This window comes from Phycicoccus flavus, assembly GCF_004025965.2.
Classification (GTDB): Bacteria; Actinomycetota; Actinomycetes; order Actinomycetales; family Dermatophilaceae; genus Phycicoccus; species Phycicoccus flavus.
This window is the reverse complement of the sequence record NZ_SAYU02000013.1, coordinates 24,469-49,597: the sequence shown is the minus strand read 5'-3', so window position 1 is coordinate 49,597 and position 25,129 is coordinate 24,469. Positions and strand designations below refer to the sequence as shown.

Below are 25,129 nucleotides of genomic sequence, written 5' to 3'. Positions count from 1 at the left end.
GGGAGGCGACTCGGGCCCGCGGCCCCCTCAGATCCAGCTCGGGAACCACATCCGCCAGCGCCAGTGGTCGTAGGGGATGGTGTCGGCGACGTAGACCGGGTGGAAGAAGGCGAACACGGCGAGGGTGAGCAGCAGGTAGCCGCCGACGACGAGGACGCGCACCCGCCAGCGGGCGGGGTCGGCCGCGCGCTGCCCGACGAACAGCCCCACCGCCATCGTCACGGCGAGCACGACCCAGGGCTCGAAGGCCACGGCGTAGAAGGTGAAGATCGTGCGGCCCTGGAACGCGAACCACGGCAGGTAGCCGCCGACCATCCCCGCGACGATCGCCCCGGCCCGCCAGTCGCGCCGCACCACCCACCACCACAGGACGACGAGCAGCGCGAGCACGCCGACCCACCACATGGTCACGGTGCCGATCGGGTTGATGGCCTGGGAGCACTGGGCCACCGTGCAGCCGTCGACCCCCTGCGTCGGGCTCTCGTAGTAGAACGACGTCGGCCGGGTCTGGACGAGCCAGGACCACGGGTTCGACATGTACGGGTGCGGCTCGGCGAGGGTGGTGTTGAAGCCGAACTGCTGGCGGTGGTAGTCGACGAGGCTGCGCAGCGCCGGCGGCAGCCACTGCACGCCCTCCCCGGGGTTGTCCTGCGCCCACTGCCGGTTGTAGCCCGTGTCGGAGAGGAACCAACCGGTCCAGGACACGAGGTAGACCCCGGCGGCGGTGAGGACCGTCTGGACGACGGCGAACGGGGCGTCGAGCACCGCCGTGCCCCGCAGCCAGTGCCGCACCCCGGCGGCCCGGCGGGCGCCGAGGTCCCACCACACCGTGAGGAGCCCGAAGGCGGCGAGGAAGAACAGGCCGGAGATCTTCGTCCCGGTGCACAGCCCGAGCGACACGCCCGCCACCCACCGCCACGGCCGCGGGCCGAGCCACGGCCCGACCCCCTCGGGCCACTCGCCCCGGCCGAGGGCCCCGACCTTCGCGGCGAGGGTCGCGCGGCTCCGGTCGCGGTCGATGAGCAGCGCGGCGAACGCGCACAGCGCGAAGAACATGACGATGATGTCGAGGATGCCGGTGCGGGACATGACGAAGTGCAGGCCCTCGAAGGCCAGGAGGAACGAGGCGACGCAGCCGAGCGCCGTCGACCCGAACATCCGCCGCGCCACCCGGCCCACGACGAGGATCGACAGCGTGCCGACCAGCGCCACGGAGAACCGCCAGCCCCAGCCGTTGTCGGCGCCGATGACCCACTCGCCGGCCCCGATGACCCACTTGCCGACCGGTGGGTGCACGACGTAGTCGCCCTCGGTGGAGGAGAACACGTCCGGCGTGCCCTGCGCGAAGGGGACGTCCGGCGTCTTCAGCGACCGCAGGGTGTGCATCTCGACGCCGTAGCGGATCATCGAGTAGCCCTGCTTGACGTAGTACGTCTCGTCGAAGACGAGCGCCTGCGGCCGCCCGAGGTCCCAGAACCGCAGGAGGCCGCCGACGAGCGCGATGAGCCCGGGCCCGAGCCACCCCCACAGCACGTCGGTCGGGCGGTGCCCCAGCAGGCGGGCGCGCAGCTCGTCCGTCCGGGTCACCGGCACATCGTAGGTGGCCCTCCTCGGGGTTCCCGGCAGCGTGCGAGGATCGGCGCATGAGCGGCGTCCTCGTGCTGGCGGCGACCCCGATCGGCGACCCGCGGGACGCCTCGCCGCGCCTCGTCGACGAGCTCGGCACCGCCGACGTCGTGGCCGCGGAGGACACCCGTCGCCTGCGCCGCCTGTGCGCCGAGCTGGGCGTCACCCCGGCCGGCCGGGTGCTGTCCTTCCACGAGCACAACGAGTCCGCACGCGCCGCCGACCTCGTCGACGAGCTGCGCGGCGGCGCCCGGGTGCTCGTCGTCACCGACGCCGGGATGCCCTCGGTCTCCGACCCCGGCTACCGGCTCGTCGCCGCCGCCGTCGAGGCCGGGCTGCGGGTCACCGGCGTGCCCGGGCCGTCGGCGGTGCTCACCGCGCTCGCGGTGTCGGGGCTGCCGGTCGACCGGTTCTGCTTCGAGGGTTTCCTGCCGCGCAAGGAGGGCGAGCGCGAGCGGGCCCTGGCCGGGCTGGCCGACGAGCGGCGCACCATGGTCTTCTTCGAGGCGCCGCACCGGCTCGCGCGGGCGCTGGGCTCGATGGCCGCGGCGTTCGGCGCCGACCGTCCCGCCGCCGTGTGCCGCGAGCTGACCAAGACCTACGAGGAGGTCCGCCGCGGCGGGCTTGCCGACCTCGCCGCGTGGGCGGAGGAGCACGCCCGCGGTGAGGTCACCGTCGTCGTCGCCGGGGCCACCGGGCCCGCCGCCACCGTCGAGGACGTGCTGCCCGAGGTCCGGGCGCGCGTCGCCGCCGGCGAGCGGCTCAAGGACGTCTGCGGGGAGGTCGCGGGCCGCACCGGCCTGTCGAAGAAGGCGCTGTACGACGCCGCCGTCGCCGCCCGCGGCTGACCGCGGCTCACCGCGGCTCACCGGCGCCGACCGCGGCGCGGGATGACGGCGCCGCGCCCGCTGCGTACCGTCGGGCGCATGGAGATCGTCGCGCCCGCCAAGGCCCGGCCGGGGGACCGGGTCGCCGTCCTCTCGCCGTCGTTCGCCGCGCCCGGCGAGGGGCCGGAGGTCCACGAGCAGGCGATGCACCGCCTGCGCGAGGTGACCGGGCTCGTCCCCGTCGAGTACCCGACGACCCGGCGCCTCGGCGCGTCGCCGCGGGACCGGGCGGCCGACCTGAACGCGGCGTTCGGTGACCCGGCGGTCCGGGCCGTCCTCGCGACGATCGGCGGGGAGGACCAGATCACGGTCGTGCCGCACCTCGACCCGGAGCTCCCGCGGCGTGACCCCAAGCCGTTCGTCGGGTACAGCGACAACACCAACGTCCTGTCCTGGCTCTGGACCCACGGCGTCGCCGGCTTCTACGGCGGGTCGACCCAGGTGCACCTCGGTCCCGGACCGCACGTGGACCCGGTGCACGCCGCCTCCCTGCGCGCCGCGCTGCTCACCGGCGAGCGGCTCGAGGTGACCGAGCCGGGGGAGTCCGAGGACATCGGGCTCGACTGGAAGGACCCGCGGGCGCTCACCGAGTGCGGTGAGCGCGAGCCGACCGAGCCGTGGACCTGGGCCGGGCCCGCCCGCGTCGTCACCGGGCGCACCTGGGGCGGGTGCGTCGAGGTCGTCCAGTGGGTCCTCACCGCCGGCCGGTTCCCCGCCGACCCGTCCGTCCTCGCCGGCGGGGTCCTCCTCCTCGAGGCCTCGGAGGAGCTCATCCCCGCGCCGGAGTTCGGGTACATCGTCCGCTCGCTCGGCGAACGCGGACTGCTCGAGGCGGTCGACGCCGTCCTCGTCGCCCGGCCACCGGCCTCGGACTTCGCCCGGCGGCCCACCGCCGCGCAGCGACGAGCACACCGCGACGCCCAGCGGGACACCGCGATCGAGGTGGTGCACCGCTACAACCCGGAGGCCGTCGTCCTCGTCGGGCCGCCGTTCGGGCACACCCGGCCGCAGTGGGTCCTGCCCTACGGCGGGTCCGTCACCGTCGACGGGCAGCAGCGCCGGCTCTGGGCCGACTACTCCTGACCCGCTCGGCCCGGGCGTTCTTGACCGAGTCTTGGCAGATTCTTGACTCTCAGGTGGTTCTCAGCGGCCGCCGCCGGAGGCTACCGTCACGGCACCCCCCGAGCCAGGGGAGCCCCCTCACACCCTCCAGGGAGACATCCATGCCCCGTACCCTCCTGCGTGCCGGCGCCGTCGTCGCCGCCGGTGCCCTGGCCGCCACGCTCGGCCCCAGCGCCGTGGCCGGCCCGGACGCGTGCTCGTCGCGCACGAACAACACCCACGCCAAGCTCGCCGAGTGCGTGACCCTCGAGGGCGTGCGCGCCCACCAGGCGGCCCTCCAGGCCATCGCGGACGCCAACAACGACACGCGGGTGTCGGGCAGCCCGGGCTACGACGAGTCCGTCGAGTACGTGCGCTCCACGCTGGAGAAGGCCGGGTACTCGCCCACCGTCCAGTCCTTCACGTACAACACCTTCATCACCCTGTCGGCCACGGTCCTCGAGCAGGTCTCGCCGGCTCCCACCGGGCCGGTCCCGGTGTCGATCATGAGCTACTCCGGCAGCGGCGACGTCACCGCGTCGGTCACCGCCCTCACCCCGCCGCCCGCGGACGCCACGCCCGGCTGCGAGGCCGCCGACTTCGCCGGCTTCCCCGCCGGGAACATCGCGCTCATCAGCCGCGGCGGCTGCACCTTCGCGGCCAAGGCGACGAACGCCGCCGCCGCCGGCGCGAGCGCCGTCGTCATCTACAACAACCAGGCCGGCGTCCTCAACGGGACGCTCTCGGAGTCCTTCGCGCTCGACCTGCCGGTCGTCTCCGTGACCCAGGACGTCGGGCAGCGGCTCGCCGGCACCGCGGGTCTCGTCCTGCGGGTCAAGACCGACACCTTCCGCGGCGAGGCCACGACCTACAACGTCCTCGCCGAGACCGCCGGCGGGAACGCCGACAACGTCGTCATGGCCGGCGCCCACCTGGACTCGGTCAACGCGGGGCCGGGGATCAACGACAACGGCTCGGGTACCGCCGCCCTGCTGGAGACGGCGGTCCAGATGGCCAAGGTCAAGCCGGTCAACAAGATCCGGTTCGCCTGGTGGGGCGCCGAGGAGTCGGGCCTGGTCGGCTCGACCCGCTACGTGGCAAGCCTGGACGAGGCCGCCCGCGACCGCATCGCCCTCTACCTCAACTTCGACATGGTGGGCTCGCCCAACCACGTCTTCTTCGTCTACGACGGCGACGACTCCGACGGGGTCGGCGCGGGTCCGGGGCCGGACGGCTCGGCCCGCATCGAGAAGACGTTCGAGGCGTTCTACAGCCAGCGCGGCATCCCGTTCAAGGGCACCGACTTCAGCGGCCGCTCCGACTACGGGCCGTTCATCGCGGCCGGCATCCCCTCCGGTGGCCTGTTCACCGGCGCCGAGGGCATCAAGACCCCCGAGGAGGCGCAGATCTGGGGCGGCACGGCCGGTGCGCAGTACGACCCGTGCTACCACCAGCCCTGCGACACCTACGCGAACAACAACGACACCGCGCTGGACGTCAACTCCGACGCCATCGCCTTCGCGGTGCTCCAGTACGGCATGAACACCAGCGACGTCAACGGCGTCGCCGGCAAGCCGAACTTCGCGCCGGTGCAGCCGACGACGGCCGGCATGGCCTCCGACGGTCGCCAGGGCGGCCTGCACGACGAGCACGAGCACCTCTCGGAGAGCTGAGCCCGCTCGGCGGGCACGGCCCTCACGGGCCACGTCCGCTCCGCACGACGCGCCGGTCCGTCCCCTCGCGGGGGCGGGCCGGCGCGGCCGTGTCCGGCGGGGCCCCGGGCGTCAGGCCTGCGCCGACGGGGTCTGCTCGGCGGGGGCGCTGGCCGGCATGACCCGGGCCAGCAGGTCCGCGATGGTGACGACCCGGGCCGCGTCCTTCGACCGGACGAGGGCGATCTGCGAGCCCGCGGAGCGCAGCTCCTGGATGGCGTCGAGGACGGTGAGGTCGCCGCGGACCCGGGCCAGGTCGCGCACGAACGGCTCGATCGGCGACCCCGGGTCGGCGGTGAGGGTGTCGCGGACATGGACGACGCCGGACGGCGCGTCCTCGTCCCCGACGAGCACCCGCAGGTGGCCGGACTCCAGCGAGAGCGACTGCACCTCGCCGACGGTGGCGCCGGACCCCACCCGCACGAGCGGACCGTCCCCGACGACCTCGTCAACGGTGAGCTCGGCGGTCTCCAGCGCGCTGGTCAGCTGCTCGGAGGACCCGGCGTCGAGGTCGCCGGCCTCCGCGGAGTGCAGGACGAGCTGACGCAGGTCCGCGGGGCTCTGCTCGACGGCGACCTCGTCGACCGGCTCGACCCCCACCCGCCGGACCAGGCCGTTGGCGGCGTCGTTGAGGAGGACGAGCACCGGCCGGAAGACCGCCATGAACGCGCGCATGGGGACGGCGAACATCATCGCCGAGCGCTCGGGGTGCGAGATCGCCCAGGACTTCGGCGCCATCTCCCCGACGACGAGGTGGAGGAAGGTGACGACGACCAGGGCCAGGGCGAAGGACACGACGTAGGCGACGCCCGGCGGCAGCCCGAGGGCCTCGACGAGCGGCTCGAGGGCGTGCTCGAGCGCGGGCTCGGACACGGCGCCGAGGGCCAGGGTGCACGCGGTGATCCCCAGCTGGGAGCCCGCGAGCAGCACCGAGACCTCCGACGCGCTGCGCAGCGCCGCGCGCGCCGCCCGGCTCGTCGTCGCCGCGGCCTCCAGCCGGGTGCGGCGCGAGGCGATGACGGCGAACTCGACGGCGACGAAGAACGCGCTGGCCGCGATGATGGCCACGGTGACGGGGAGGGCGACCCAGCCCGACATCACGACACCTCCGCCGGGTCGGCGACCACCGGGTCGACGGGACCGTCGAGGTCGCCGGCGTCCAGCCCTTCCGGACCGACGAGCTCGAGGCGCAGCCAGGTCGGGACGTGGCGCGCCCGCTCGAGCACGGTGAGCCGCAGCACGCGCTCCGGGGGGGCGTCGTCGTGGGCGAGCTCCACGGGGTCGGGGGGCAGCCGCACGTCGACCGCCTCGTCGACGTCGGGCAGCGCGCCCCGGGCGGCGATGGCCATGCCGGCCACCGTCTGGGCGTCGCCGCGCGGGAGGGTGACCCCGATCTCGCGCTCCACCTCGTCCAGCGGCGCGTCGCCGCGGACCGACCAGCGGCCGGCGGTGTCGCCGGGCACGAGGTGCGGCTCCTCGTCGACGTCGTGCTCGTCGGTGATCTCGCCGACGACCTCCTCCACGAGGTCCTCGACGGTGACGATGCCGACGAAGCCGCCCCACTCGTCGATGACGCAGCACAGCTGGTCGCTGGAGCCGGACATCTCCTCCAGGGCCCGCGGGAGGGTCATGAGGGTGGGGACGACGGTCGGCGGCCGGGCGATCTCGCGCACCTCGCGCCCGGCCTGCCCCTCGCGGTGCGCGCGCAGCACCTCCGCGACGTGGACCACCCCGACGACGTCGCCGTCGCCGTCGAGCACCGGGTAGCGGGAGTGCCCGCCCTCCATCCGCGTCAGCACCTGCGAGACCGGCTCGTCGTGCTGGACGACCGCGACCCGCGACCGGGGCACGATGGCGTGCGCGACGTGCCGCTGCGGGAAGTCGAGCATCCGGTCCAGGACGAGCCCGAGCTCCTCCGGCAGGTCGCCGGTCTCCTGCGAGATCGTGACGATGCGCTGGAGGTCGTGGACGTTCGCGGAGTGCTCGACGTCGTGCACCGGCTCGATGCGCAGGACCTTGAGCAGCGCGTTGGACGAGGCGTCGAAGAAGCGGATGGCCCAGCCCATGACCCGCATGTACACGGCCGTCGAGCGCGAGAGCCGGGCGGCGACGTCGTAGGGGCGGGCGATGGCGAGGTTCTTCGGGAAGAGCTCGCCGAAGAGCATCTGGACGAAGGTGGCGAGGACGAGGATGCCGACGGTGCCGATCGTCACGCCGAGGGCGTCCGGCACCCCGACGCCGCCGAGGATCCGCCCGATGGCCGTGCCGACGAGCGGCTGCGCGACGTACCCGACGAGCAGGCCGGTGACGGTGATCCCGAGCTGGGCTCCGGAGAGCATGAACGAGGTGCGCTCGGTGATGCGCAGGGTGCGCCGCGCGGCCTCGTCGCCGCCCTCGGCCCGGGCCCGCAGGCCGGACCGGTCGACGGCCATGTAGCTGAACTCCTGGGCGACGAAGTAGCCGTTGGCCGCGATGATGGCGGCGATGACGAGGAGGCCCCCGATCAGGGGCAGCAGGATGCCGGTGACCACGTCCATGCGGACATCCTCCCTGGTGGGGCGGGAGCCGCCGGCGGCGGGCCGCGGACCGGACACGGCCGCCGCCGGGGCGCGGACCGGGCGAATGTCACACCGCCGGAGCGTTCGACACCCCTCGATCCCGTCGGAGGCGGGGACTAGGGTTCAGTTCCGTGGCCACAGTTACCTCCTCGCGCGTCGCGACGGCACGACGGACCACGATCGGCCTCAAGATCCTCATGGCGGGGACCGGCATCGTGTTCGTCCTGTACGTCCTGCTCCACATGTACGGCAACCTCAAGGCGCTGCAGGGCGAGGAGGCGTTCAACACCTACGCCGAGCACCTGCGCACCTTCGGCGAGCCGATCCTCCCGTACGGCGGTCTGCTCTGGATCGTCCGCGTCGTCCTCCTGCTCAGCCTCGTCGGCCACGCCTACGCCGCGTACACGCTGTGGAGCCGGGCCGGCAACGCGCGACGCACGAAGTACGCGGCCGTCAAGACCGCCGCGCGCACCGCGTGGATGCGCTGGGGTGGCACCTTCATCCTCCTCTTCGTCGTGTGGCACCTGCTCGAGTTCACGATCCTCAAGATCTCGGTGAACCCCGACAAGCAGGGCCCGAACATCACCCAGAACCCCTACGAGCTTCTCGTGGCCAGCTTCCAGGTGTGGTGGCTGACGCTCATCTACGTCGCCGCCCTCGTCGCGCTCGCGTTTCACCTCTCGCACGGGGTGTTCAGCGCGTCGCAGACCCTGGGGCTGACCGGCAGCGCGGGCGCCTACCGCCGCTCGAAGATGACCGGCCACGCCCTGGCCGCCGTCATCGTCGTCGGCTTCCTCATCCCGCCGCTCGCGATCCTCTTCGGCCTGATCAAGTGAGGCACTGACCCATGACCGACACCGTCAACGCCGGCATCGCCCACGGCCTCTACACCGACGGCGAGCCCATCGCCGACACCAAGGCGCCCGCCGGCCCCATCGACAAGAAGTGGACCCAGCGCCGCTTCGACGCCTCGCTCGTCAACCCCGCCAACCGCCGCAAGCTCGACGTCATCATCGTCGGCACCGGGCTCGCCGGCGGCTCGGCCGCGGCGACCCTCGGCGAGGCCGGGTACAACGTCAAGTCCTTCTGCTTCCAGGACTCCCCGCGGCGCGCGCACTCCATCGCGGCGCAGGGCGGCATCAACGCGGCGAAGAACTACAAGGAGGACGGCGACTCGGTCTACCGCCTCTTCTACGACACCGTGAAGGGCGGGGACTACCGCTCCCGCGAGACCAACGTCTACCGCCTGGCCGAGGTCAGCGCGAACATCATCGACCAGTGCGTCGCGCAGGGCGTGCCCTTCGCCCGCGACTACGGCGGCCTGCTCGACAACCGGTCCTTCGGCGGCGTCCAGGTCTCGCGCACCTTCTACGCCCGCGGTCAGACCGGCCAGCAGTTGCTCATCGGCGCCTACCAGGCCCTCGAGCGGCAGGTCGCGGCCGGCACCGTCACCCAGTACGCGCGGCACGAGATGCTCGAGCTCGTCGTCGCCGACGGCCGGGCCCGGGGCATCATCGTGCGCGACCTCGTCTCCGGCGAGATCGAGACCCACCTGGCCGACGCCGTCGTCCTCGCCTCCGGCGGGTACGGCAACGTCTTCTTCCTCTCGACCAACGCGATGGGCTCCAACGTCACCGCGTCCTGGCGGGCGCACCGGCAGGGCGCCTACATGGCCAACCCCTGCTACACCCAGATCCACCCGACGTGCATCCCGGTCTCCGGCGAGCACCAGTCGAAGCTGACCCTCATGTCGGAGTCGCTCCGCAACGACGGTCGCATCTGGGTGCCCAAGGACAAGGACGACTGCGACAAGGACCCGCGCGACATCGCCGAGGAGGACCGCGACTACTACCTGGAGCGGATCTACCCCTCCTTCGGCAACCTCGTCCCCCGCGACATCGCCTCTCGGCAGGCCAAGTACGTGTGCGACGAGGGTCGCGGCGTCGGCCCGATGGTCGGCGACTTCCGGCGCGGGGTCTACCTCGACTTCGCCGACGCCATCGAGCGGATGGGCGAGGCGACCGTGCGCGAGAAGTACGGGAACCTCTTCGACATGTACGAGCGGATCACGGGGGAGAACCCGTACAAGGTCCCGATGCGGATCTACCCCGCCGTGCACTACGTCATGGGCGGCCTGTGGGTCGACTACGACCTGCAGTCGACGATCCCCGGGCTCTTCGTCACCGGCGAGGCGAACTTCAGCGACCACGGAGCGAACCGCCTCGGCGCCTCGGCCCTCATGCAGGGCCTGGCCGACGGCTACTTCGTCCTGCCGAACACGATCCGCGACTACCTGGCCAAGGGCCCGTACGAGCCGCTGGCCGAGGACCACCCCGCCGTCGTCGAGGCGCGCCGCTCGGTCGAGGAGCGCACCCAGCGGCTGCTGTCGGTGAACGGCGAGCGCAGCGTCGACTCCTTCCACCGTGAGCTCGGCCACGTCATGTGGGAGTACTGCGGCATGGAGCGCACGGAGGAGGGCCTGCTCAAGGCCATCGACCTCATCCGCGGCCTGCGCGACGAGTTCTGGCGCAACGTGCGCGTCCTCGGCGCCGGCGACACCCTCAACCAGAGCCTGGAGAAGGCCGGCCGGGTGGCCGACTTCCTCGAGCTCGGCGAGCTCATGTGCATCGACGCCCTGCACCGTCGCGAGTCCTGCGGCGGGCACTTCCGCGGGGAGTCCCAGACCGAGGACGGCGAGGCGCTGCGCCACGACGACGAGTACGCCTACGTCGCCGCCTGGGAGTTCGGCGGGAGCGAGGACGGCGTGTTCGGCGAGGTCGGCACCCCGGTGCTGCACAAGGAGGACCTCGTCTACGAGGCCATCGAGCTCAAGCAGCGCAGCTACAAGTAACCCGCGGGGGGCCCGCCCCCCGTGCACCCCCGTGGCACCCACGGGGTCACGAGACGGAAAGCATTCGGATGAACCTCACGCTGAAGATCTGGCGACAGGCCGGCCCGCGCCACACCGGCGAGCTGACGACGTACAAGGTCCAGGACATCTCCGAGGACATGAGCTTCCTCGAGATGCTCGACGTCCTCAACGAGGAGCTCATCGCCAAGGGCGAGGAGCCGGTGGCGTTCGACAGCGACTGCCGCGAGGGCATCTGCGGCATGTGCGGCCTCATGATCTCCGGCGAGGCGCACGGCCCGGAGCGCACGACGACCTGCCAGCTGCACATGCGCAGCTTCTCCGACGGCGAGGTCATCACCATCGAGCCGTGGCGGGCCAACGCGTTCCCGGTCATCAAGGACCTCGTCGTCGACCGCAGCTCCTTCGACCGGATCATCCAGGCCGGCGGCTACATCTCGGTCAACACCGGCGCGGCCCCCGAGGCCAACGCGGCGCCGGTGCCGAAGCCCAACGCCGACCGGGCGTTCATGGCGGCCGAGTGCATCGGCTGCGGGGCCTGCGTCGCCGCCTGCCCCAACGCCTCGGCGATGCTCTTCATGGGCGCCAAGGTCACGCACCTGTCCGAGCTGCCGCAGGGCCAGCCCGAGCGGTCGGCGCGCGTGCTGTCCATGGTCGACCAGCACGACGCCGAGGGCTTCGGCGGCTGCACGAACGTCGGCGCCTGCTCGCGCGCCTGCCCCAAGGGCATCCCGCAGGACGTCATCTCCACGCTCAACAAGGACCTGCGCACCTCCCTGCGCGGCTGACCCCCACCCCGCTTCGCTCCGACCCTCACCCCCCGCTCCAACCCCCACCCCACTCCGACCCTCACCCCGCCTCCACTTTCTCGCCTGATCCCGGAACCTTCGGGTTCGCGCACCCTCCGAAGGTGCGCGAACCCCAACCTTCCGGGATCAGGCGAGAAAGCTCGGACGGGCGGGCGGCGTACCTGGGCGGTCGAGCGTCAGAGCCAGGAGACGTGCGGCTTGAGCAGCGAGTAGCCGACGAAGGCGACGACGTCGAGGATCGTGTGCGCGACGACGAGCGGCATGACCCGTTTCGTGCGGGTGTAGAGCCAGCCGAAGAGCAGGCCCATGACGATGTTGCCGACGAACCCGCCGAAGCCCTGGTACAGGTGGTAGGTCCCGCGGATGACCGCCGAGGTGACGATTACCCGCCACGTGCCCCAGCCGGCCTCGGTCCAGCGCCGGAAGAGGTAGCCGATCATGATCGTCTCCTCGAGCACGGCGTTCTGCGCGGCCGCGAGGACGAGGATCGGCACCGTGAACCAGGCCGCCCCGACGAGGTTGGCGGCCGCCACCGTCGTGTTCAGCCCGACCGCCTTGGCGACGAGGTAGAGCCCGAGCCCCGGGATGCCGATCACCGCCGCCAGCGCCGCGCCCCGCCACAGGTCGCCCACCGGGCGGCGCAGGTCGAAGCCCATCGTGCGCGGCTCGGCGGGGTCGTCGCGGCGCAGCAGGTGGAAGGCGAGCAGCACCGGCACGAGCGCGAAGGCGATGCCGGCCAGCTGGTAGGTGACGTCGAGCCATGGACGGTCCGGCGTCACCGAGGAGTTCATCGCCGAGGTCTGCTGGGACAGCGCCTCGGGGCGGGTGAGCCGGTCGACGATCCGCAGCAGCGCGTAGACGGCGGAGGACCCCAGCGACACCCCGAGGACGAGCAGGGTCTCGGTGAGGTGGCGGCGGCGCATGGGGCCCCAGGGTAGGCGGCCATCCCGACCCGACCCTGGACGTCTCCTGGGACTCGGCCGGACGGGCGCGAACATCCCGGTTCGGGCCCCCCGCCCCCGCGGGCTTCGTTACGGTGTGCGCGTCCTCGCCCGAGACCCGATGCCGCCAGGGGAGCCTCGAGATGTCCGTGCCCCACCCGTCCCGTCCGACCCGCACGCTGCGCCGAGCCGCGACGGTGGCCCTCACCGCCGCCCTCGCCGCGACGCTGTCCGGCTGCGGCGCCATGCTCGGGCCCGGCACGACCGCCGACGGCGACCCGATGCCGACGGTCCAGGACCTCTACGCCAAGACCCGCGAGGCCACGCTCGCCGCGAAGTCCGGGCACGTCACCGGCTTCGTCACCGACGAGGGCGAGTCGATGACCGTCGACCTCGAGGGCCGGACCAACGGCGCCAACCAGCGGGTGCGCATCACGACCGACGACGGCCGGGCGACGATGCTGTCGGTGAAGGGACGGCTGTACATCTCCGCGGACTGGGACTTCTGGGCCTCCTCGACCGCCGACCCCCGGGCCGGCGACGTCTTCAAGAACAAGCAGGTGCTCGTACCGCCCAAGCAGGCCCGCAAGTTCCCCTCGGAGATGACGCTCGGGACGCTGCTGGACGAGGCCTTCAAGGACGCCTCTGTGAGCCCGGTGGCGCGCTTCGTCAGCGACGTCGGCCTGCGCACCGAGAACGACCGTGAGGTCTGGGTCGTCAAGGACCGCGACATCGAGCTGTGGAGCGACCGCAAGACCGACCGGCTCGTCAAGCTCGTCTACACCGGGGACGACCCGTTCGAGCTGACCTTCGACAAATGGGACGCCGCGCGCACGTTCAAGGCCCCCCGCCCCTCCGCCGTCTACCGGTAGCCCGGAGGCCCCGAGCGGGTGCCGGCGACCTGTTCCCCGGGACCCCCTGCACCCGATACGCTGCGCTCGCCTCGACCGGGGCGCCACGACAGCAGCACGTCTTTCCCGGGGGAACACCATGTCGACCGTACCCAGGCGTACCCGCGTCCGCGTGACCGCGGCGCCCACCGCCCTCCTGCTCTCGCTCGTCGCGCTCGCCGGCTGCTCGTCCTCGGGCTCCGACACCCCGGCCACCTCCTCCGCGGCCACCGCGTCGTCCGCGGCCTCCGACGCGGCGTCGCCCGCGGACTCCCCGTCCGCCTCGGCCTCGCCCGCCGCTGCGGAGGAGCCGACGATGGGCGAGCTCTACGCCAAGGTCCGCAAGACCGCGCTCGCCGCGAAGTCCGGCCACGTCACGGGCCGCGTGACCTCCGGCAAGGAGAAGGTGAGCCTCGACATCGAGGGGACGGTGGACGGCACGAACCAGCGCGCCGTCGTGACGATCGGCTCCGGCGAGGTCGAGATCCTCACCGTGAAGAAGAAGTACTACCTCTCCGGTGACGCGAAGTTCTGGAGGGAGCAGACGGGCAACGCGAACGCCGCCAAGGTCCTCGTCGGCAAGTACGTCAAGGTGTCGGGCTCGGACGCCAAGGCCGTCGCCGACCTCAGCATCGGCAGCATTCTCGACGCCATGTTCACGGACAAGGACCTCGGCGCGCTCGCCGACGTCACGAGCACGGTCGAGACCCGCAGCGTCAAGGGCCAGGACGTGTGGGTGGCCTCGGACCCCTCGGGCTCCGAGATCTGGGTCGACCCCGAGACCGAGCGCCTCATGAAGATCGTCATCACCGGCGACGACGCCGGCCAAGTCACCTTCTCCGACTGGGACGCCGCCGAGACGGTCAGCGCCCCGCCCGCCGGCAAGGTCCTCAGCCTCTGACGGTCCCGGCCGGGGTCAGTGGGCCCCCGCGAGGTCGCGCCGCGCCGCGGCCCGGCCCCGGTCGTCCGACCGGGCGTCGGTCCGCTGCGTGTCCGGCGTGGTGTGCGTCGACGCCCGGGTGAGGGCGGGGACGGCGACGCCGAGCGACAGCCCGACGACGAGGGCTCCGGCGACCCAGAGCAGCACCTGGAGGGCGAGGGTCACCGTGTCGAGCCCGGTGAGGATGAGTGGTCCCATGACGACCGCCTTTCTACGGATGTAGACGATTCTACAGAAGTAGAAGGACGGCCGGACCACGGGTGTTCCCGTCGTGGTCCCGACGGGACGGCACAATGACGCCGGTGGCCACCTCCCCGCCCCGCCCTGCGGGCAACCCCGAGCCGGGCCGGCCGACGGGCGCCCCGGCCCCCCGCGGCGGCGGCCGGCGTCCCGAGCTGCTGGCGGCCGCCGTGCACGTCGTGTCCGACGAGGGACTGCGCGGGCTCACCCACCGGGCGGTCGACCGACGGGCCGGCCTCCCGGAGGGCACCTGCTCGGCCTACCTGCGGACCCGCGGCGCCCTGCTCGTCGCCCTCGCGGAGCACGTCGGCGGCATCCTCGAGGCGGGGGTGACCCGGCTGGCCGGCGACCTCCAGGGGTGCGCGGGCGACGCGGACGCCGTCGCCGCGGCCGTCACCGACCTCACGACCGGCTGTGTCCGTGAGTCGGCCGTCGTCCGCGCCCAGGCCGAGCTGTCGCTGGAGGCCGGACGTCGCCCGGAGCTCATGGAGGTCTTCGAGCGCTGGCGGCACGGCCTGCTGGCCACCGTCGAGGAGCTCGGCCGGGCGACGGGACGGCAGGCGCCCGCGCGCGACGCCGCGGTCGTCGTCGCCGCCGTCGAGGGGTGCCTCGTCACCGCCGTGCGGCTGCCCGGCCCCGAGCGGGAGCAGTTCCTGCGCGACGCGGTGCCGCCACTGGTCCGGGCCCTGCACACCGGCGGCTGACCGGCGCCGCGGCACGCCCGGGCGGGTCCGGGGCGGTCAGCCGGAGGCGTAGACGCCGGAGCGGCGCGAGCGGCGCCAGTCGCGCACCCGCAGCCACATCCAGACCAGGAGCCAGGCGAGCAGCCCGAGGCCGACGACGACGAACACCGGGGCGAGGAGCGCGACGAGCGACAGCCCGATCGAGGCGCCGTCCTCGACGGTCGAGACGACCGGGGCGCCGAAGCCGACGGTCGCCCCGTTGACCACCGGACGCGCGGCCATCTTCCCGCTGTGGACGATGCCGGACACGAGCACCCCGAGGACGACGCCCACCCAGGGGTGGTCGGCCATCCACGTCGAGCGGTCGATCTCCGAGGCCGCGTTGGTGGCCGCGAAGATGAGCCCGCCCATGCTCGGGCGGATGAAGGTCTGGATGGTGTCGTTGAGCGAGTCGACCGCGGGCACCTTGTCCAGGACGACCTCGGTGAGCAGAAGCACGGCCCCGGCGCCGATGGCCCAGTCGCTCTCGATCCACGTGTAGTCCGACGGCAGCGTCACGAGATCGGTGAAGCGCGCCGCGAGGGCGACGACGAGGAAGGGGATGTAGGCGTTGAGGCCCGCGGCGGCGGACAGCCCCATACCGGTGAGGGCAGCCAGCACGGCGACCTCCTGACCTGCGATGACCCGCGGCTGCGGGCGTGACGACGAACGCGACGTCGGTCCGACGTCAGGGTAGCCCGCCGTGGTTCCCTCCCGCCCCGGCCGAGGCCGCGTCGTGACCTCGGCGACGAGCCCGCCGCGGGGCGCGGCCGCCCGCCACGGCGCCTGGCGCGACCGCCCGCGGTGGACCCGCGTCCCCCGGCGCCGGCAATACGGTGGCGCGGCGCGTGCCTCGGCCGGGACGATGCCCCGGTGACCGACATCGCCGCGCTCCTGCGGATCTACGACGACCAGCTCCGCACCGACGCCGAGACGCCGGGGGCGGTGAGCGTCGAGCACCTCGGGCCGCTGCGCGTGGCGCGCTTCCCCGGGGGGCGCGGCTTCGTCAGCTACCGCGACCTCGGGGGAGCGGACGCCGGCGGCGTGCGCGACCTCGTCGCCGCCGCCACCGCCCTGCTGACCGCCGACCCGGGCGTGGTCGACGCCGAGTGGAAGACCCGCGGCCACGACGACGCACCGGGCCTGGACGAGGCCCTGCAGGAGCACGGCTGGACGGCGGGCGAGGCCGAGTCGGTGATGATGGGCCCGGCCGAGCCGCTCACCGCCGAGGTGCCGCTGCCGGACGGCGTCACGCTGCGCCGGGTGACCGGCGAGGCCGACGTGCGGGCCATGAGCGCCGCGGCCGACGAGGCCTTCGGCGACCCCGTGTCCGAGCGCCGCGCCGACGACCTCGTCTTCCGGGTGCAGCACGACCCCGACGTCGAGGTCTGGGTGGCCGAGGCGGGGGGCCGCATCGTCTCCTCGGGCCGCCTCGAGCCGGTGCCGGGGACCGAGGTCGCCGGGGTGTGGGGCGGCTCGACCTTGCCCGAGTGGCGTGGCCGCGGCATCTACCGGGCGCTCACGGCGGTGCGCGCCCGCTCGGCGCTGCGGCTCGGGTACACCTCCCTGCACAGCGACTCCACGGAGTTCTCCCGCCCCATCCTCGAGCGGTCCGGCCTCGTGCGGGTCACGACGACGACGCCCTACGAGTGGGTCCGCTGACCGCCCCGCCCCCACCCGTGCCGCCGGACGGCCGGGGACGGCGGGTCTCGGTCGGCGCCTAGGATTCCGGGCATGAAGGTCCTCTCCGCCGTCGCCTGGCCGTACGCCAACGGTCCGCGCCACCTCGGCCACGTGGCCGGGTTCGGCGTGCCGTCCGACGTCTTCAGCCGGTACATGCGCATGGCGGGGCACGACGTCCTCATGGTCAGCGGGTCCGACGAGCACGGCACCCCGATCCTCGTCCAGGCCGACCGCGAGGGCGTCACGGCCCGGGAGTTCGTCGACCGCAACCACGCGGTCATCGCGGGCGAGCTGGCCGACCTCGGCTGCTCCTACGACCTCTACACCCGCACGACGACGGCGAACCACTACGCCGTGGCCCAGGAGCTGTTCCACCACGTCTGGGAGAACGGCTACCTCGTCGAGCAGACCCAGCAGGGCGCCATCTCTCCGTCCACCGGCCGCACCCTGCCCGACCGCTTCATCGAGGGCACCTGCCCGATCTGCGGCTACGGCGAGGCCCGCGGCGACCAGTGCGACAACTGCGGCAACCAGCTCGAGCCCACCGACCTCATCGACCCGCGCAGCCGGATCAACGGCGAGGCGCCGGAGTTCGTCGAGACCCGCCACTTCTTCCTCGACCTGCCCGCGCTGGCCGAGCCGCTCGGCGCCTGGCTGCGGGAGCGGGAGGCCTCGGGGACCTGGCGGCCCAACGTCATCAAGTTCAGCCTCAACATCCTCGAGGAGATCCGCCCGCGGGCGATGACCCGCGACCTGGACTGGGGCATCCCGGTGCCCATCGACGGCTGGCGCGAGAACCCGAGCAAGCGCCTCTACGTGTGGTTCGACGCCGTCATCGGCTACCTGTCGGCGTCGGTCGAGTGGGCGCGGCGGATCGGCGAGCCCGAGCGCTGGCGCGACTGGTGGAACGACCCCGAGGCGCTGTCCTACTACTTCATGGGCAAGGACAACATCACCTTCCACAGCCAGATCTGGCCGGCCGAGCTGCTCGCCTACGCCGGCCGCGGGGAGCGCGGCGGCGAGCCCGGCGTCTACGGCGAGCTCAACCTGCCCACCGAGGTCGTCTCCAGCGAGTACCTGACGATGGAGGGGCGGCAGTTCTCGACCTCGCGCGGCTACACCGTCCTCGTGCGCGACGTCCTCGACCGGTACGGCCCGGACGGCATCCGGTACTTCATCTGCGCGGCCGGCCCGGAGACCCAGGACAGCAACTTCACCTGGCGGGAGTTCGTCCAGCGCAACAACTCCGAGCTCGTCGCCGGGTGGGGCAACCTCGTGTCCCGGACCGCGGCGATGGTCGCGAAGAACTTCGGCGAGGTGCCGCAGCCGGGCGCCCTGGAGCCCGTGGACGAGGAGGTCCGGGCCGCCGTGCTCGGGGGCTTCGACACCGTCGGCGGACTGCTCGAGCGCCACCGCCAGAAGGCGGCGATCGCCGAGGCCATGCGGGTGGTCGGCGAGGTCAACGGCTACGTGTCGCGGACCGAGCCGTTCAAGCTCAAGGGCGAGGACCAGCGCGAGCGCCTGGCCACCGTCCTGCACACGCTCGTGCAGTGCGTGTCGGACCTCAACACCATCCTCGCGCCGTTCCTCCCGCACGCCGCCAACCGGGTCCACGCCGTCCTCGGCGGCGAGGGCGACCTCGTCCCGATGCCGCGGCTCGAGACCGTCACCGGCCTGGATCCCGAGGACGAGGGGCGCACGTGGCCGGTCATCACGGGCGAGTACTCGACGACGCCGCGGTGGGAGTCGCGGCCGGTGGTCGTCGGGACGCCGATCAGCAAGCCGGCGCCGGTCCTCACCAAGCTCGACGAGTCCGTCGTCGACGACGAGCTGGCCCGGGCCGGGGCCTGACCCGGTGACGAGCCAGCCGAGCCGGCGGGGGGAGCCGGAGGACCCGGACCCCCTGCCGATCGCGGTCGTCGACAACCACACCCACCTCGACATCAGCCGCGAGGGCGAGCCGGCCGGGGTCGGCGACCTCGGTCCGGCCCTGCGGGCTGCGGCCGCCGTCGGGGTGGACCGCGTCGTCCAGATCGGCTGCGACCCGGCGGGCAACGAGTTCGCCGTCGCCGCGGCCGAGGAGTACGGGTCGGTGCTCGCCGGCGTCGCCCTCCACCCGAACGAGGTGCCGGGGCTCGTCGCCGCCGGCCGGTTCGACGCCGCGATGGACCGGGTGTCCGAGCTGGCCGTCCACCCTCGGGTGCGGGTGGTCGGCGAGACCGGGCTCGACTTCTTCCGGACCCCGCCGGAGGGGCACGCCGCCCAGGAGGAGTCCTTCCGGCGGCACGTCGACCTCGCCAAGCGGACCGGCCGCGTCCTGCAGATCCACGACCGGGACAGCCACGACGACGTGCTGCGGGTGCTCGCCGACGAGGGCGCCCCGGAGCGCACCGTCATGCACTGCTTCTCCGGTGACCTCGAGATGGCCCGCGAGTGCGTGCGGCGCGGCTACCACCTGTCCTTCAGCGGCACGGTGACGTTCAAGAGCGCCAAGGGGCTGCGGGACGCGCTCGCCGTCACCCCGCCCGAGCTGCTGCTCGTCGAGACCGACGCCCCCTACCTCACGCCCCACCCGTGGCGCGGCGCGAGCAACAGCCCGCGGCTCGTCCCGCTCACCGTGCGGGCGATGGCCGCCGTGCTCGGCCTCGCCGTCCCGACGCTGTGCCAGGCGCTGAGCGAGAACTCGGAGCGTCTCTACGGCCCCTGGTGACGCGCGGGTCACGTCCGTCACGTGGGTGCGTCCGAGCGATGAGACACCCCTGAGAATGTGTGGGGCCGTGGGGGTGTATGAGGTGGATGTGACTCGTGAGGCACGGGGCCGGGCCGCCGCCGTTACCGAAACTTGACCTTGGCCGCGGCCGTCGTGCACGGTGGAGCCCAGATGGCCGGGGCCGGTGAGCCTCGGGACCTCGCACGTGCGCCCATCCGGCGGAGCGGCCGGTGGGCGCGCACGTGCGCTCGGCCCCTCGTGGCCGTGGCCTCTCGCGGCAGGGACCGAGCAGCCGGTGCCCGGGACGCACCACTCCTGGAGAAGTCTTGACCCACCGCACCGTCCGTCTCGCCGCCCAGGGCGCCGCCGCTCTCGCCGTCGCCGCCGGCTCCGTCGGGATCGCCCACCTGGACAAGTCGGTCGCGATGACCGTCGACGGCGCCCCGCGCTCGGTCCACGTCTTCGGCTCGACCGTGCAGGACGCGCTCGACAAGCAGGGCATCGAGGTCGGGGAGCACGACGTCGTCGTCCCGGCCCCGACCGCCGCCCTCGCCGACGGCGACCACATCTCGGTCCGTTACGGTCGCAAGCTCGTGGTCACCGTCGACGGCACGCGCAAGGAGTACTGGACCACCGCGACCACCGTCGACGCCGCCCTCCGGGACGTCGGCGTCCGCGCCGACGGCGCCGTGCTCACCGCCTCCCGCTCGCAGCCGCTCGGCCGCAGCGGGCTGGCCATCGGCGTGACGACGCCCAAGAAGGTCACCGTCGTCGTCGGCGGCAAGAAGCGCACGGTCACCACCTCCGCCCCCACCGTCGCCGGCGTCTTCGGCGAACTCGGCGTGAACCGGGACGCCCGCGATGTCGTCCGGCCGCGCCTCGGCACCGAGGTCGAGGACGGCATGCGCATCGTGCTCCAGCAGGTCGAGACCAAGCGCAGGACCTCGACCGAGGTCATCCCCTTCATGACGCGCGAGGAGGAGGACGGCTCGCTGTTCGTCGGGCTGAGGAAGACCGCGACCGCCGGCGTCCCCGGCGAGAAGCGCATCGTGCGCCAGGTCCGCTACGTCGACGGCAAGGCCCGTAGCAGCAAGGTCGTCTCCGAGAAGGTCACGACGAAGCCGGTCGACGCGGTCGTCAAGGTCGGGACCAAGGAGCGCCCCGCGCCCACCCCGCCCCCCGCGCCGGCTCCGGCCCCCACGGGCGGGACCTCCGGCGGCACCTCGACGGGCGGGACCTCCGGTGGCTCCTCGGGCGCCGGGATCAACCTGGCCCGCGCCGACATGTGGGACCGGATCGCCCAGTGCGAGTCCTCCGGCAACTGGAGCATCAACACCGGCAACGGCTACTACGGCGGCCTCCAGTTCGACATCCCGTCCTGGCTGGCCAACGGGGGCGACGACTTCGCCCCGCGTGCCGACCTCGCGTCGCGCGCCGAGCAGATCACCGTCGCCAACCGGTACTACGAGAAGGCCGGCCTCGGGCCCTGGGGCTGCGCGCACGCCGCCTGAGCCTCCTCGCCGCGCCGACCGGAGCCGGCCGCCCCCACCCGTGGGGCGGCCGGCTCCGTCGTGTGGGGGGACGACGCGGCGTCGGCCGAGCGGCCCCGACCGGCCGACACCCCGGTTCGTCACCGAGACCCCGCTTACGAACCCCGCCCCGGCGGACATTTCGGGGTCACCCCGAAATGTCCGCCGGGGGGCCGTCGCTAGGGTGACGCCCGTGACCGAGCCTGCCGACGCGACGCTGCTCGGCGCCGCGCAGGTGCGCGAGCTCGCCACCCGGCACGGCATCCGGCCGACGAAGCAGTGGGGCCAGAACTTCGTCGTCGACGGCAACACCGTGCGCCGAATCGTGCGGGTCTCGGGGGTCGGCCCGGACGACGTCGTCGTCGAGGTCGGCCCCGGGCTCGGCAGCCTCACCCTGGCCCTGCTCCCGGTCGCCGGCCGGGTCGTCGCGGTCGAGGTCGACCCCGTGCTCGCCGCGGCGCTGCCGGACACCGTGCGCGCCCACGCCCCGGACGTCGCGGACCGGCTCGAGGTCGTCGCCGCCGACGCCCTCACCGTCGAGGACCTGCCCGGGCCGCCGCCGACCGCGCTCGTCGCGAACCTGCCCTACAACGTGTCGGTGCCGGTCGTGCTCGGCCTGCTCCAGCGCTTCCCGAGCATCGCCAGAGTCCTCGTCATGGTCCAGCTCGAGGTCGCCGAACGGCTCGCCGCGCCGCCCGGCTCGCGGACCTACGGCGTGCCGAGCGTCAAGGCCGCCTGGTACGGCGAGGTCCGGCTCGCCGGGCACGTGCCGCGGTCGGTGTTCTGGCCGGTGCCCAACGTCGACTCCGGCCTCGTGGCGCTGGAGCGCCGCGACCCGCCGTCGACCACCGCCTCCCGGGCCGAGGTCTTCGCCGTCGTCGACGCCGCGTTCGCCCAGCGCCGCAAGACCCTGCGGGCCGCGCTCGCCGGGTGGGCCGGGTCGGCGACGGCCGCGGAGGAGACGCTCGTCGCCGCCGGGGTCGACCCGCGCACCCGCGGCGAGCGGCTCTCGGTCGCCGACTTCGCCCGGGTCGCAGCCGCCCGCGCCGCCGCCGACCGGGAGGACCGGCCGGTGACCGCGGACGCCGGGGACGGACGCCCGGACGGGCGGCCCGGACCGGTGGTCCGCTCTGACTAGGGTGAGGCCATGACCGCCGCCCCCCTCGAGCCCGGCCCCGTGACCGTGCGCGTCCCGGCGAAGGTCAACCTCGAGCTCGTCGTCGGCCCGCGGCGGGAGGACGGCTACCACGCGCTGGCCACCGTCTACCAGGCCGTGAGCCTCTACGACGACGTCACCGTGGCGCCCGCGGACGAGTGGGGCGTCAGCGTCTCCGGCCCGCTCGCCGCCGGCGTCCCCACCGACGGGCGCAATCTCGCCCTCGTCGCCGCCCACCTGCTCGCCGAGCGGCACGACGGCGACCCGGCGCACGTGAGCATCCGCAAGGGCATCCCCGTGGCCGGCGGGATGGCCGGCGGCTCGGCCGACGCCGCCGCCACCGTCGTCGCCCTGGACCACCTCTGGGCGCTCGGCCTGGACCGCGACGAGCTCGAGTCCCTGGCCGCCGAGGTCGGCAGCGACGTCCCGTTCCTCGTCGGCGGCGGGACGGCCATGGGCAGCGGACGCGGCGAGCTGCTGGCCCCCGTGCTGGCCCGCGGCACCTACCACTGGGTCTTCGCGCTGACCGACGAGGGCCTGTCGACGCCCGAGGTCTACGCCGAGTGCGACCGGCTGCGCGAGGGCACCGACGTCCCCGAGCCGGTGTGCACCCCGGCGCTCATGGCCGCCCTGCGCAGCGGCGACCCGCACGAGCTCGCCGCGCAGCTGACGAACGACCTCGAGGCGGCGGCGGTCTCGCTGCGCCCGGCGCTCGGCGAGACCCTGGCCTCGGGCATGGAGTACGGCGCGCTCGGCGGCATCGTCTCCGGCTCCGGCCCGACGGTCGCCTTCCTCGTCGAGGACAACGAGGCCGGCATCGACCTCGCCGTCGCCCTCACCGCCAGCGGCGTCGTCCGCGACGTCCGGCGGGCCAGCGGCCCCGTGCACGGCGCGCACGTCGTCCACCACCGGACCGACTAGTGGCGAACCTCGTCTCCGTCGAGCGGGCGTCCCTGGCGCTCGGCACGACGCAGGTGCTCGACGCCGTGTCCCTCGGGGTCGCGGGCGGGGACCGCATCGGCGTCGTCGGCCGCAACGGTGGCGGCAAGACCACGCTGCTGCGGGTCATCGCGGGCAGCCGCGAGGTCGACGACGGCCGGGTGGCCCGGACCACCGGGCTGCGGACCGGCGTGCTGACCCAGGACGACACCCTCGACCCCGCGGCCCGGGTCCGCGACGTCGTTCTCGGCGGGCTGGCCGAGCACGAGTGGGCGGCCGTCCCGCGGGTCCGCGACGTGCTCACCGGCCTGCTCGGCGGGCTCGACGCGCCGGTCGTCGGCGGGCTGGACGCGCCGGTGGGGCCCCTGTCCGGTGGGGAGCGGCGCCGGGTCGCCCTCGCCGCGCTGCTCGTCGACGGCCCGGACCTGCTGCTCCTCGACGAGCCGACGAACCACCTCGACGTCGAGGGCGTCGCCTGGCTGGCCGAGCACCTGGCGGGGGTGCACGCCCGCCCCGACACCGCCCTCGTCGTCATCACCCACGACCGCTGGTTCCTCGACGCCGTCGCCACCCGCACCTGGGAGGTCGAGTCCGGCGGCGTCCACCAGTACGAGGGCGGCTACGCGGCCTTCGTCCTGGCCAAGGCCGAGCGCGAGCGGATGGCGGGGGTCGTCGCCGACCGCCGCGACAACCTCCTGCGCAAGGAGCTCGCCTGGCTGCGCCGCGGCCCGCCGGCGCGCACGAGCAAGCCGAAGTTCCGCATCGACGCCGCCAACGCCCTCATCGCCGACGAGCCGGAGCCGCGCGACGACGTCGAGCTGATGCGCTTCGCCTCCACCCGGCTCGGCAAGGACGTCGTCGACCTGCTCGACGCCACCCTGACCGTCGGCGACCGCACCCTCGTCGAGCGGTTCACCTGGCGGCTCGGGCCGGGGGACCGGGTCGGGCTCGTCGGGGTCAACGGCGCCGGCAAGTCCACGCTGCTGCGGGCGCTCGCGGGGGAGGTGCCGCTCGCCGCCGGCAAGCGGCGGGTCGGGGTGACCGTCCGCGTCGCCTTCCTCACCCAGGAGGTCCGCGAGCTGGACGCCTGGGCGGGGCGCCGGGTCATCCAGGCCGTCGAGGCCGTGCGCTCCACCGTGCGGCTGGGCCGCAAGGAGCTCTCGGCCTCCCAGCTCGCGCAGCGGCTCGGGTTCACCGGGCCGCGGCAGCAGACCCGGGTCGGGGACCTCTCCGGCGGCGAGCGACGGCGCCTGCAGCTGACCCGGCTGCTCATGGACGAGCCGAACGTCCTGCTGCTCGACGAGCCGACCAACGACCTGGACATCGAAACGCTCACCTCGCTCGAGGACGTCCTCGACGGCTGGGCGGGCACCCTCGTCGTCGTCTCGCACGACCGGTACCTGCTGGAGCGGGTGTGCAGCCGTCAGCTGGCGCTGCTCGGCGACGGGCGGCTGCGTGACCTGCCCGGCGGGGTCGAGGAGTACCTGCGGCTGCGGCACGGGATGGTCGAGTCCGGGCGGGGGGCGCGCGACCTGCCGGCCGCGGACGCCCCGGCGCCGGACGACGGGAGCGAGGCCACCGGGCCGTCCCCGGCGCAGGTGCGCGAGGCGCGCAAGGCGATGGCGCGGGTCGAGCGGCAGCTGAGCCGGCTGGCCGAGCGCGAGCAGCGCATCCACGCCGCGATGGCCGACGCCGCGACCGACCACCAGCGGGTCGCGGACCTCAACCGCGAGCTGCGCGAGGTCGCGGGCGAGCGGGAGGGCCTGGAGCTGGAGTGGCTCGAGGCCGCCGAGGTCGACGGCTGAGCGCCGTCGGAG

Annotated in this window: 22 protein-coding genes; 16 read left to right on the top strand and 6 right to left on the bottom strand. The window is 73.7% G+C overall.

What is annotated here, in order from left to right; translation table 11 throughout:
* Positions 1-27: 27 nt before the first annotated feature.
* Positions 28-1,587 carry a dolichyl-phosphate-mannose--protein mannosyltransferase gene (locus EPD83_RS06010; RefSeq protein WP_128368405.1) on the bottom strand — a complete coding sequence of 520 codons (1,560 nt, stop codon included), beginning with the start codon at positions 1,585-1,587 and terminating at the stop codon, positions 28-30.
* A gap of 56 nt (positions 1,588-1,643) precedes the next feature.
* Here EPD83_RS06010 and rsmI point away from each other — a divergent pair, with 56 nt between their 5' ends.
* The 3 genes from rsmI (at position 1,644) to EPD83_RS05995 (ending at position 5,287) form a co-directional block, all read left to right on the top strand.
* A complete protein-coding gene (gene rsmI / locus EPD83_RS06005) occupies positions 1,644-2,474 on the top strand; it encodes a 16S rRNA (cytidine(1402)-2'-O)-methyltransferase (protein WP_128368428.1) in 831 nt (276 codons plus the stop codon).
* 78 nt (positions 2,475-2,552) lie between these two features.
* Positions 2,553-3,596 carry a S66 family peptidase gene (locus EPD83_RS06000; RefSeq protein ID WP_165566341.1) on the top strand — a complete coding sequence of 348 codons (1,044 nt, stop codon included), beginning with the start codon at positions 2,553-2,555 and terminating at the stop codon, positions 3,594-3,596.
* A gap of 140 nt (positions 3,597-3,736) precedes the next feature.
* The gene (locus EPD83_RS05995; protein ID WP_165566340.1) at positions 3,737-5,287 is read left to right on the top strand and encodes a M28 family metallopeptidase; all 1,551 of its coding nucleotides are present in this window, start codon (positions 3,737-3,739) and stop codon (positions 5,285-5,287) included.
* Between the two features lie 111 nt (positions 5,288-5,398).
* On the opposite strand, the gene EPD83_RS05990 is transcribed toward EPD83_RS05995, so the two are convergent.
* Both EPD83_RS05990 and EPD83_RS05985 read right to left on the bottom strand, forming a co-directional pair.
* Positions 5,399-6,424 carry a CNNM domain-containing protein gene (locus EPD83_RS05990; protein WP_128366070.1) on the bottom strand — a complete coding sequence of 342 codons (1,026 nt, stop codon included), beginning with the start codon at positions 6,422-6,424 and terminating at the stop codon, positions 5,399-5,401.
* On the bottom strand, positions 6,424-7,863 hold the full coding sequence (locus EPD83_RS05985; protein WP_128366071.1) for a hemolysin family protein: 1,440 nt from the start codon (positions 7,861-7,863) through the stop codon (positions 6,424-6,426). Before EPD83_RS05985 ends, EPD83_RS05990 begins: the two co-directional genes overlap by 1 nt.
* Before the next feature lie 152 nt (positions 7,864-8,015).
* On the opposite strand from EPD83_RS05985, the gene EPD83_RS05980 reads away from it, so the two are divergent.
* From EPD83_RS05980 to EPD83_RS05970, 3 genes are all read left to right on the top strand, one after another.
* On the top strand, positions 8,016-8,720 hold the full coding sequence (locus EPD83_RS05980) for a succinate dehydrogenase cytochrome b subunit (protein WP_128366072.1): 705 nt from the start codon (positions 8,016-8,018) through the stop codon (positions 8,718-8,720).
* A gap of 11 nt (positions 8,721-8,731) precedes the next feature.
* Complete coding sequence (locus EPD83_RS05975; protein ID WP_128366073.1) at positions 8,732-10,735, top strand: fumarate reductase/succinate dehydrogenase flavoprotein subunit; 2,004 nt, start codon at positions 8,732-8,734, stop codon at positions 10,733-10,735.
* A 68-nt stretch (positions 10,736-10,803) separates the two neighbouring features.
* The gene (locus tag EPD83_RS05970) at positions 10,804-11,541 is read left to right on the top strand and encodes a succinate dehydrogenase/fumarate reductase iron-sulfur subunit (RefSeq protein WP_128366074.1); all 738 of its coding nucleotides are present in this window, start codon (positions 10,804-10,806) and stop codon (positions 11,539-11,541) included.
* A gap of 197 nt (positions 11,542-11,738) precedes the next feature.
* Here the strand turns inward: EPD83_RS05970 and EPD83_RS05965 are convergent, their stop codons facing one another.
* On the bottom strand, positions 11,739-12,485 hold the full coding sequence (locus EPD83_RS05965) for a CPBP family intramembrane glutamic endopeptidase (protein WP_128366075.1): 747 nt from the start codon (positions 12,483-12,485) through the stop codon (positions 11,739-11,741).
* A 161-nt stretch (positions 12,486-12,646) separates the two neighbouring features.
* Between EPD83_RS05965 and EPD83_RS05960 the strand changes: the two genes are divergently transcribed.
* Together EPD83_RS05960 and EPD83_RS05955 are read left to right on the top strand one after the other, a co-directional pair.
* Positions 12,647-13,375: a hypothetical protein gene (locus tag EPD83_RS05960; protein ID WP_165566339.1), complete on the top strand. Its 729-nt coding sequence runs from the start codon at positions 12,647-12,649 to the stop codon at positions 13,373-13,375.
* Between the two features lie 151 nt (positions 13,376-13,526).
* A complete protein-coding gene (locus EPD83_RS05955; protein WP_164896294.1) occupies positions 13,527-14,294 on the top strand; it encodes a hypothetical protein in 768 nt (255 codons plus the stop codon).
* 15 nt (positions 14,295-14,309) lie between these two features.
* Here EPD83_RS05955 and EPD83_RS05950 read toward each other — a convergent pair whose 3' ends face one another.
* Positions 14,310-14,531: a hypothetical protein gene (locus EPD83_RS05950; protein WP_165566338.1), complete on the bottom strand. Its 222-nt coding sequence runs from the start codon at positions 14,529-14,531 to the stop codon at positions 14,310-14,312.
* Between the two features lie 104 nt (positions 14,532-14,635).
* Here EPD83_RS05950 and EPD83_RS05945 point away from each other — a divergent pair, with 104 nt between their 5' ends.
* Entirely contained in the window at positions 14,636-15,277 is a 642-nt protein-coding gene (locus tag EPD83_RS05945; protein ID WP_128366363.1) for a TetR/AcrR family transcriptional regulator, read from the top strand.
* A 36-nt stretch (positions 15,278-15,313) separates the two neighbouring features.
* Here EPD83_RS05945 and EPD83_RS05940 read toward each other — a convergent pair whose 3' ends face one another.
* A complete protein-coding gene (locus tag EPD83_RS05940) occupies positions 15,314-15,916 on the bottom strand; it encodes a DUF4126 domain-containing protein (protein WP_128366364.1) in 603 nt (200 codons plus the stop codon).
* A gap of 252 nt (positions 15,917-16,168) precedes the next feature.
* Between EPD83_RS05940 and EPD83_RS05935 the strand changes: the two genes are divergently transcribed.
* From EPD83_RS05935 to EPD83_RS05905, 7 genes are all read left to right on the top strand, one after another.
* Positions 16,169-16,957 carry a GNAT family N-acetyltransferase gene (locus EPD83_RS05935; RefSeq protein WP_128366365.1) on the top strand — a complete coding sequence of 263 codons (789 nt, stop codon included), beginning with the start codon at positions 16,169-16,171 and terminating at the stop codon, positions 16,955-16,957.
* 72 nt (positions 16,958-17,029) lie between these two features.
* Positions 17,030-18,829, top strand: a complete 1,800-nt coding sequence (gene metG / locus EPD83_RS05930) for a methionine--tRNA ligase (RefSeq protein ID WP_128366366.1) — start codon at positions 17,030-17,032, stop codon at positions 18,827-18,829.
* A gap of 4 nt (positions 18,830-18,833) precedes the next feature.
* Complete coding sequence (locus tag EPD83_RS05925; protein WP_128366367.1) at positions 18,834-19,688, top strand: TatD family hydrolase; 855 nt, start codon at positions 18,834-18,836, stop codon at positions 19,686-19,688.
* A 326-nt stretch (positions 19,689-20,014) separates the two neighbouring features.
* Positions 20,015-21,199 (top strand): transglycosylase family protein, encoded by a 1,185-nt coding sequence (locus tag EPD83_RS20930; protein WP_128366368.1) that lies wholly within the window; start codon positions 20,015-20,017, stop codon positions 21,197-21,199.
* Positions 21,200-21,410: 211 nt separating this feature from the next.
* Positions 21,411-22,355, top strand: a complete 945-nt coding sequence (rsmA, locus tag EPD83_RS05915; RefSeq protein ID WP_128367024.1) for a 16S rRNA (adenine(1518)-N(6)/adenine(1519)-N(6))-dimethyltransferase RsmA — start codon at positions 21,411-21,413, stop codon at positions 22,353-22,355.
* Positions 22,356-22,364: 9 nt separating this feature from the next.
* Complete coding sequence (locus tag EPD83_RS05910) at positions 22,365-23,294, top strand: 4-(cytidine 5'-diphospho)-2-C-methyl-D-erythritol kinase (RefSeq protein ID WP_128367023.1); 930 nt, start codon at positions 22,365-22,367, stop codon at positions 23,292-23,294.
* Complete coding sequence (locus tag EPD83_RS05905; protein WP_128367022.1) at positions 23,294-25,117, top strand: ABC-F family ATP-binding cassette domain-containing protein; 1,824 nt, start codon at positions 23,294-23,296, stop codon at positions 25,115-25,117. The genes EPD83_RS05910 and EPD83_RS05905 overlap by 1 nt, the downstream gene beginning before the upstream one ends.
* The last annotated feature ends 12 nt before the right edge of the window (positions 25,118-25,129 follow it).

Excerpts from the sequence above, each read along its gene's own strand:
- EPD83_RS05965 (WP_128366075.1), bottom strand. The coding sequence starts at position 12,485 with ATGCGCCGCCGCCACCTCACCGAGACCCTGCTCGTCCTCGGGGTGTCG.
- EPD83_RS05950 (WP_165566338.1), bottom strand. The coding sequence starts at position 14,531 with ATGGGACCACTCATCCTCACCGGGCTCGACACGGTGACCCTCGCCCTC.
- EPD83_RS05990 (WP_128366070.1), bottom strand. The coding sequence starts at position 6,424 with ATGTCGGGCTGGGTCGCCCTCCCCGTCACCGTGGCCATCATCGCGGCC.
- EPD83_RS05995 (WP_165566340.1), top strand. The coding sequence starts at position 3,737 with ATGCCCCGTACCCTCCTGCGTGCCGGCGCCGTCGTCGCCGCCGGTGCC.
- EPD83_RS05975 (WP_128366073.1), top strand. The coding sequence starts at position 8,732 with ATGACCGACACCGTCAACGCCGGCATCGCCCACGGCCTCTACACCGAC.
- EPD83_RS06000 (WP_165566341.1), top strand. The coding sequence starts at position 2,553 with ATGGAGATCGTCGCGCCCGCCAAGGCCCGGCCGGGGGACCGGGTCGCC.
- EPD83_RS05960 (WP_165566339.1), top strand. The coding sequence starts at position 12,647 with ATGTCCGTGCCCCACCCGTCCCGTCCGACCCGCACGCTGCGCCGAGCC.
- EPD83_RS05970 (WP_128366074.1), top strand. The coding sequence starts at position 10,804 with ATGAACCTCACGCTGAAGATCTGGCGACAGGCCGGCCCGCGCCACACC.
- metG (WP_128366366.1), top strand. The coding sequence starts at position 17,030 with ATGAAGGTCCTCTCCGCCGTCGCCTGGCCGTACGCCAACGGTCCGCGC.
- rsmI (WP_128368428.1), top strand. The coding sequence starts at position 1,644 with ATGAGCGGCGTCCTCGTGCTGGCGGCGACCCCGATCGGCGACCCGCGG.
- EPD83_RS05910 (WP_128367023.1), top strand. The coding sequence starts at position 22,365 with ATGACCGCCGCCCCCCTCGAGCCCGGCCCCGTGACCGTGCGCGTCCCG.
- EPD83_RS05985 (WP_128366071.1), bottom strand. The coding sequence starts at position 7,863 with ATGGACGTGGTCACCGGCATCCTGCTGCCCCTGATCGGGGGCCTCCTC.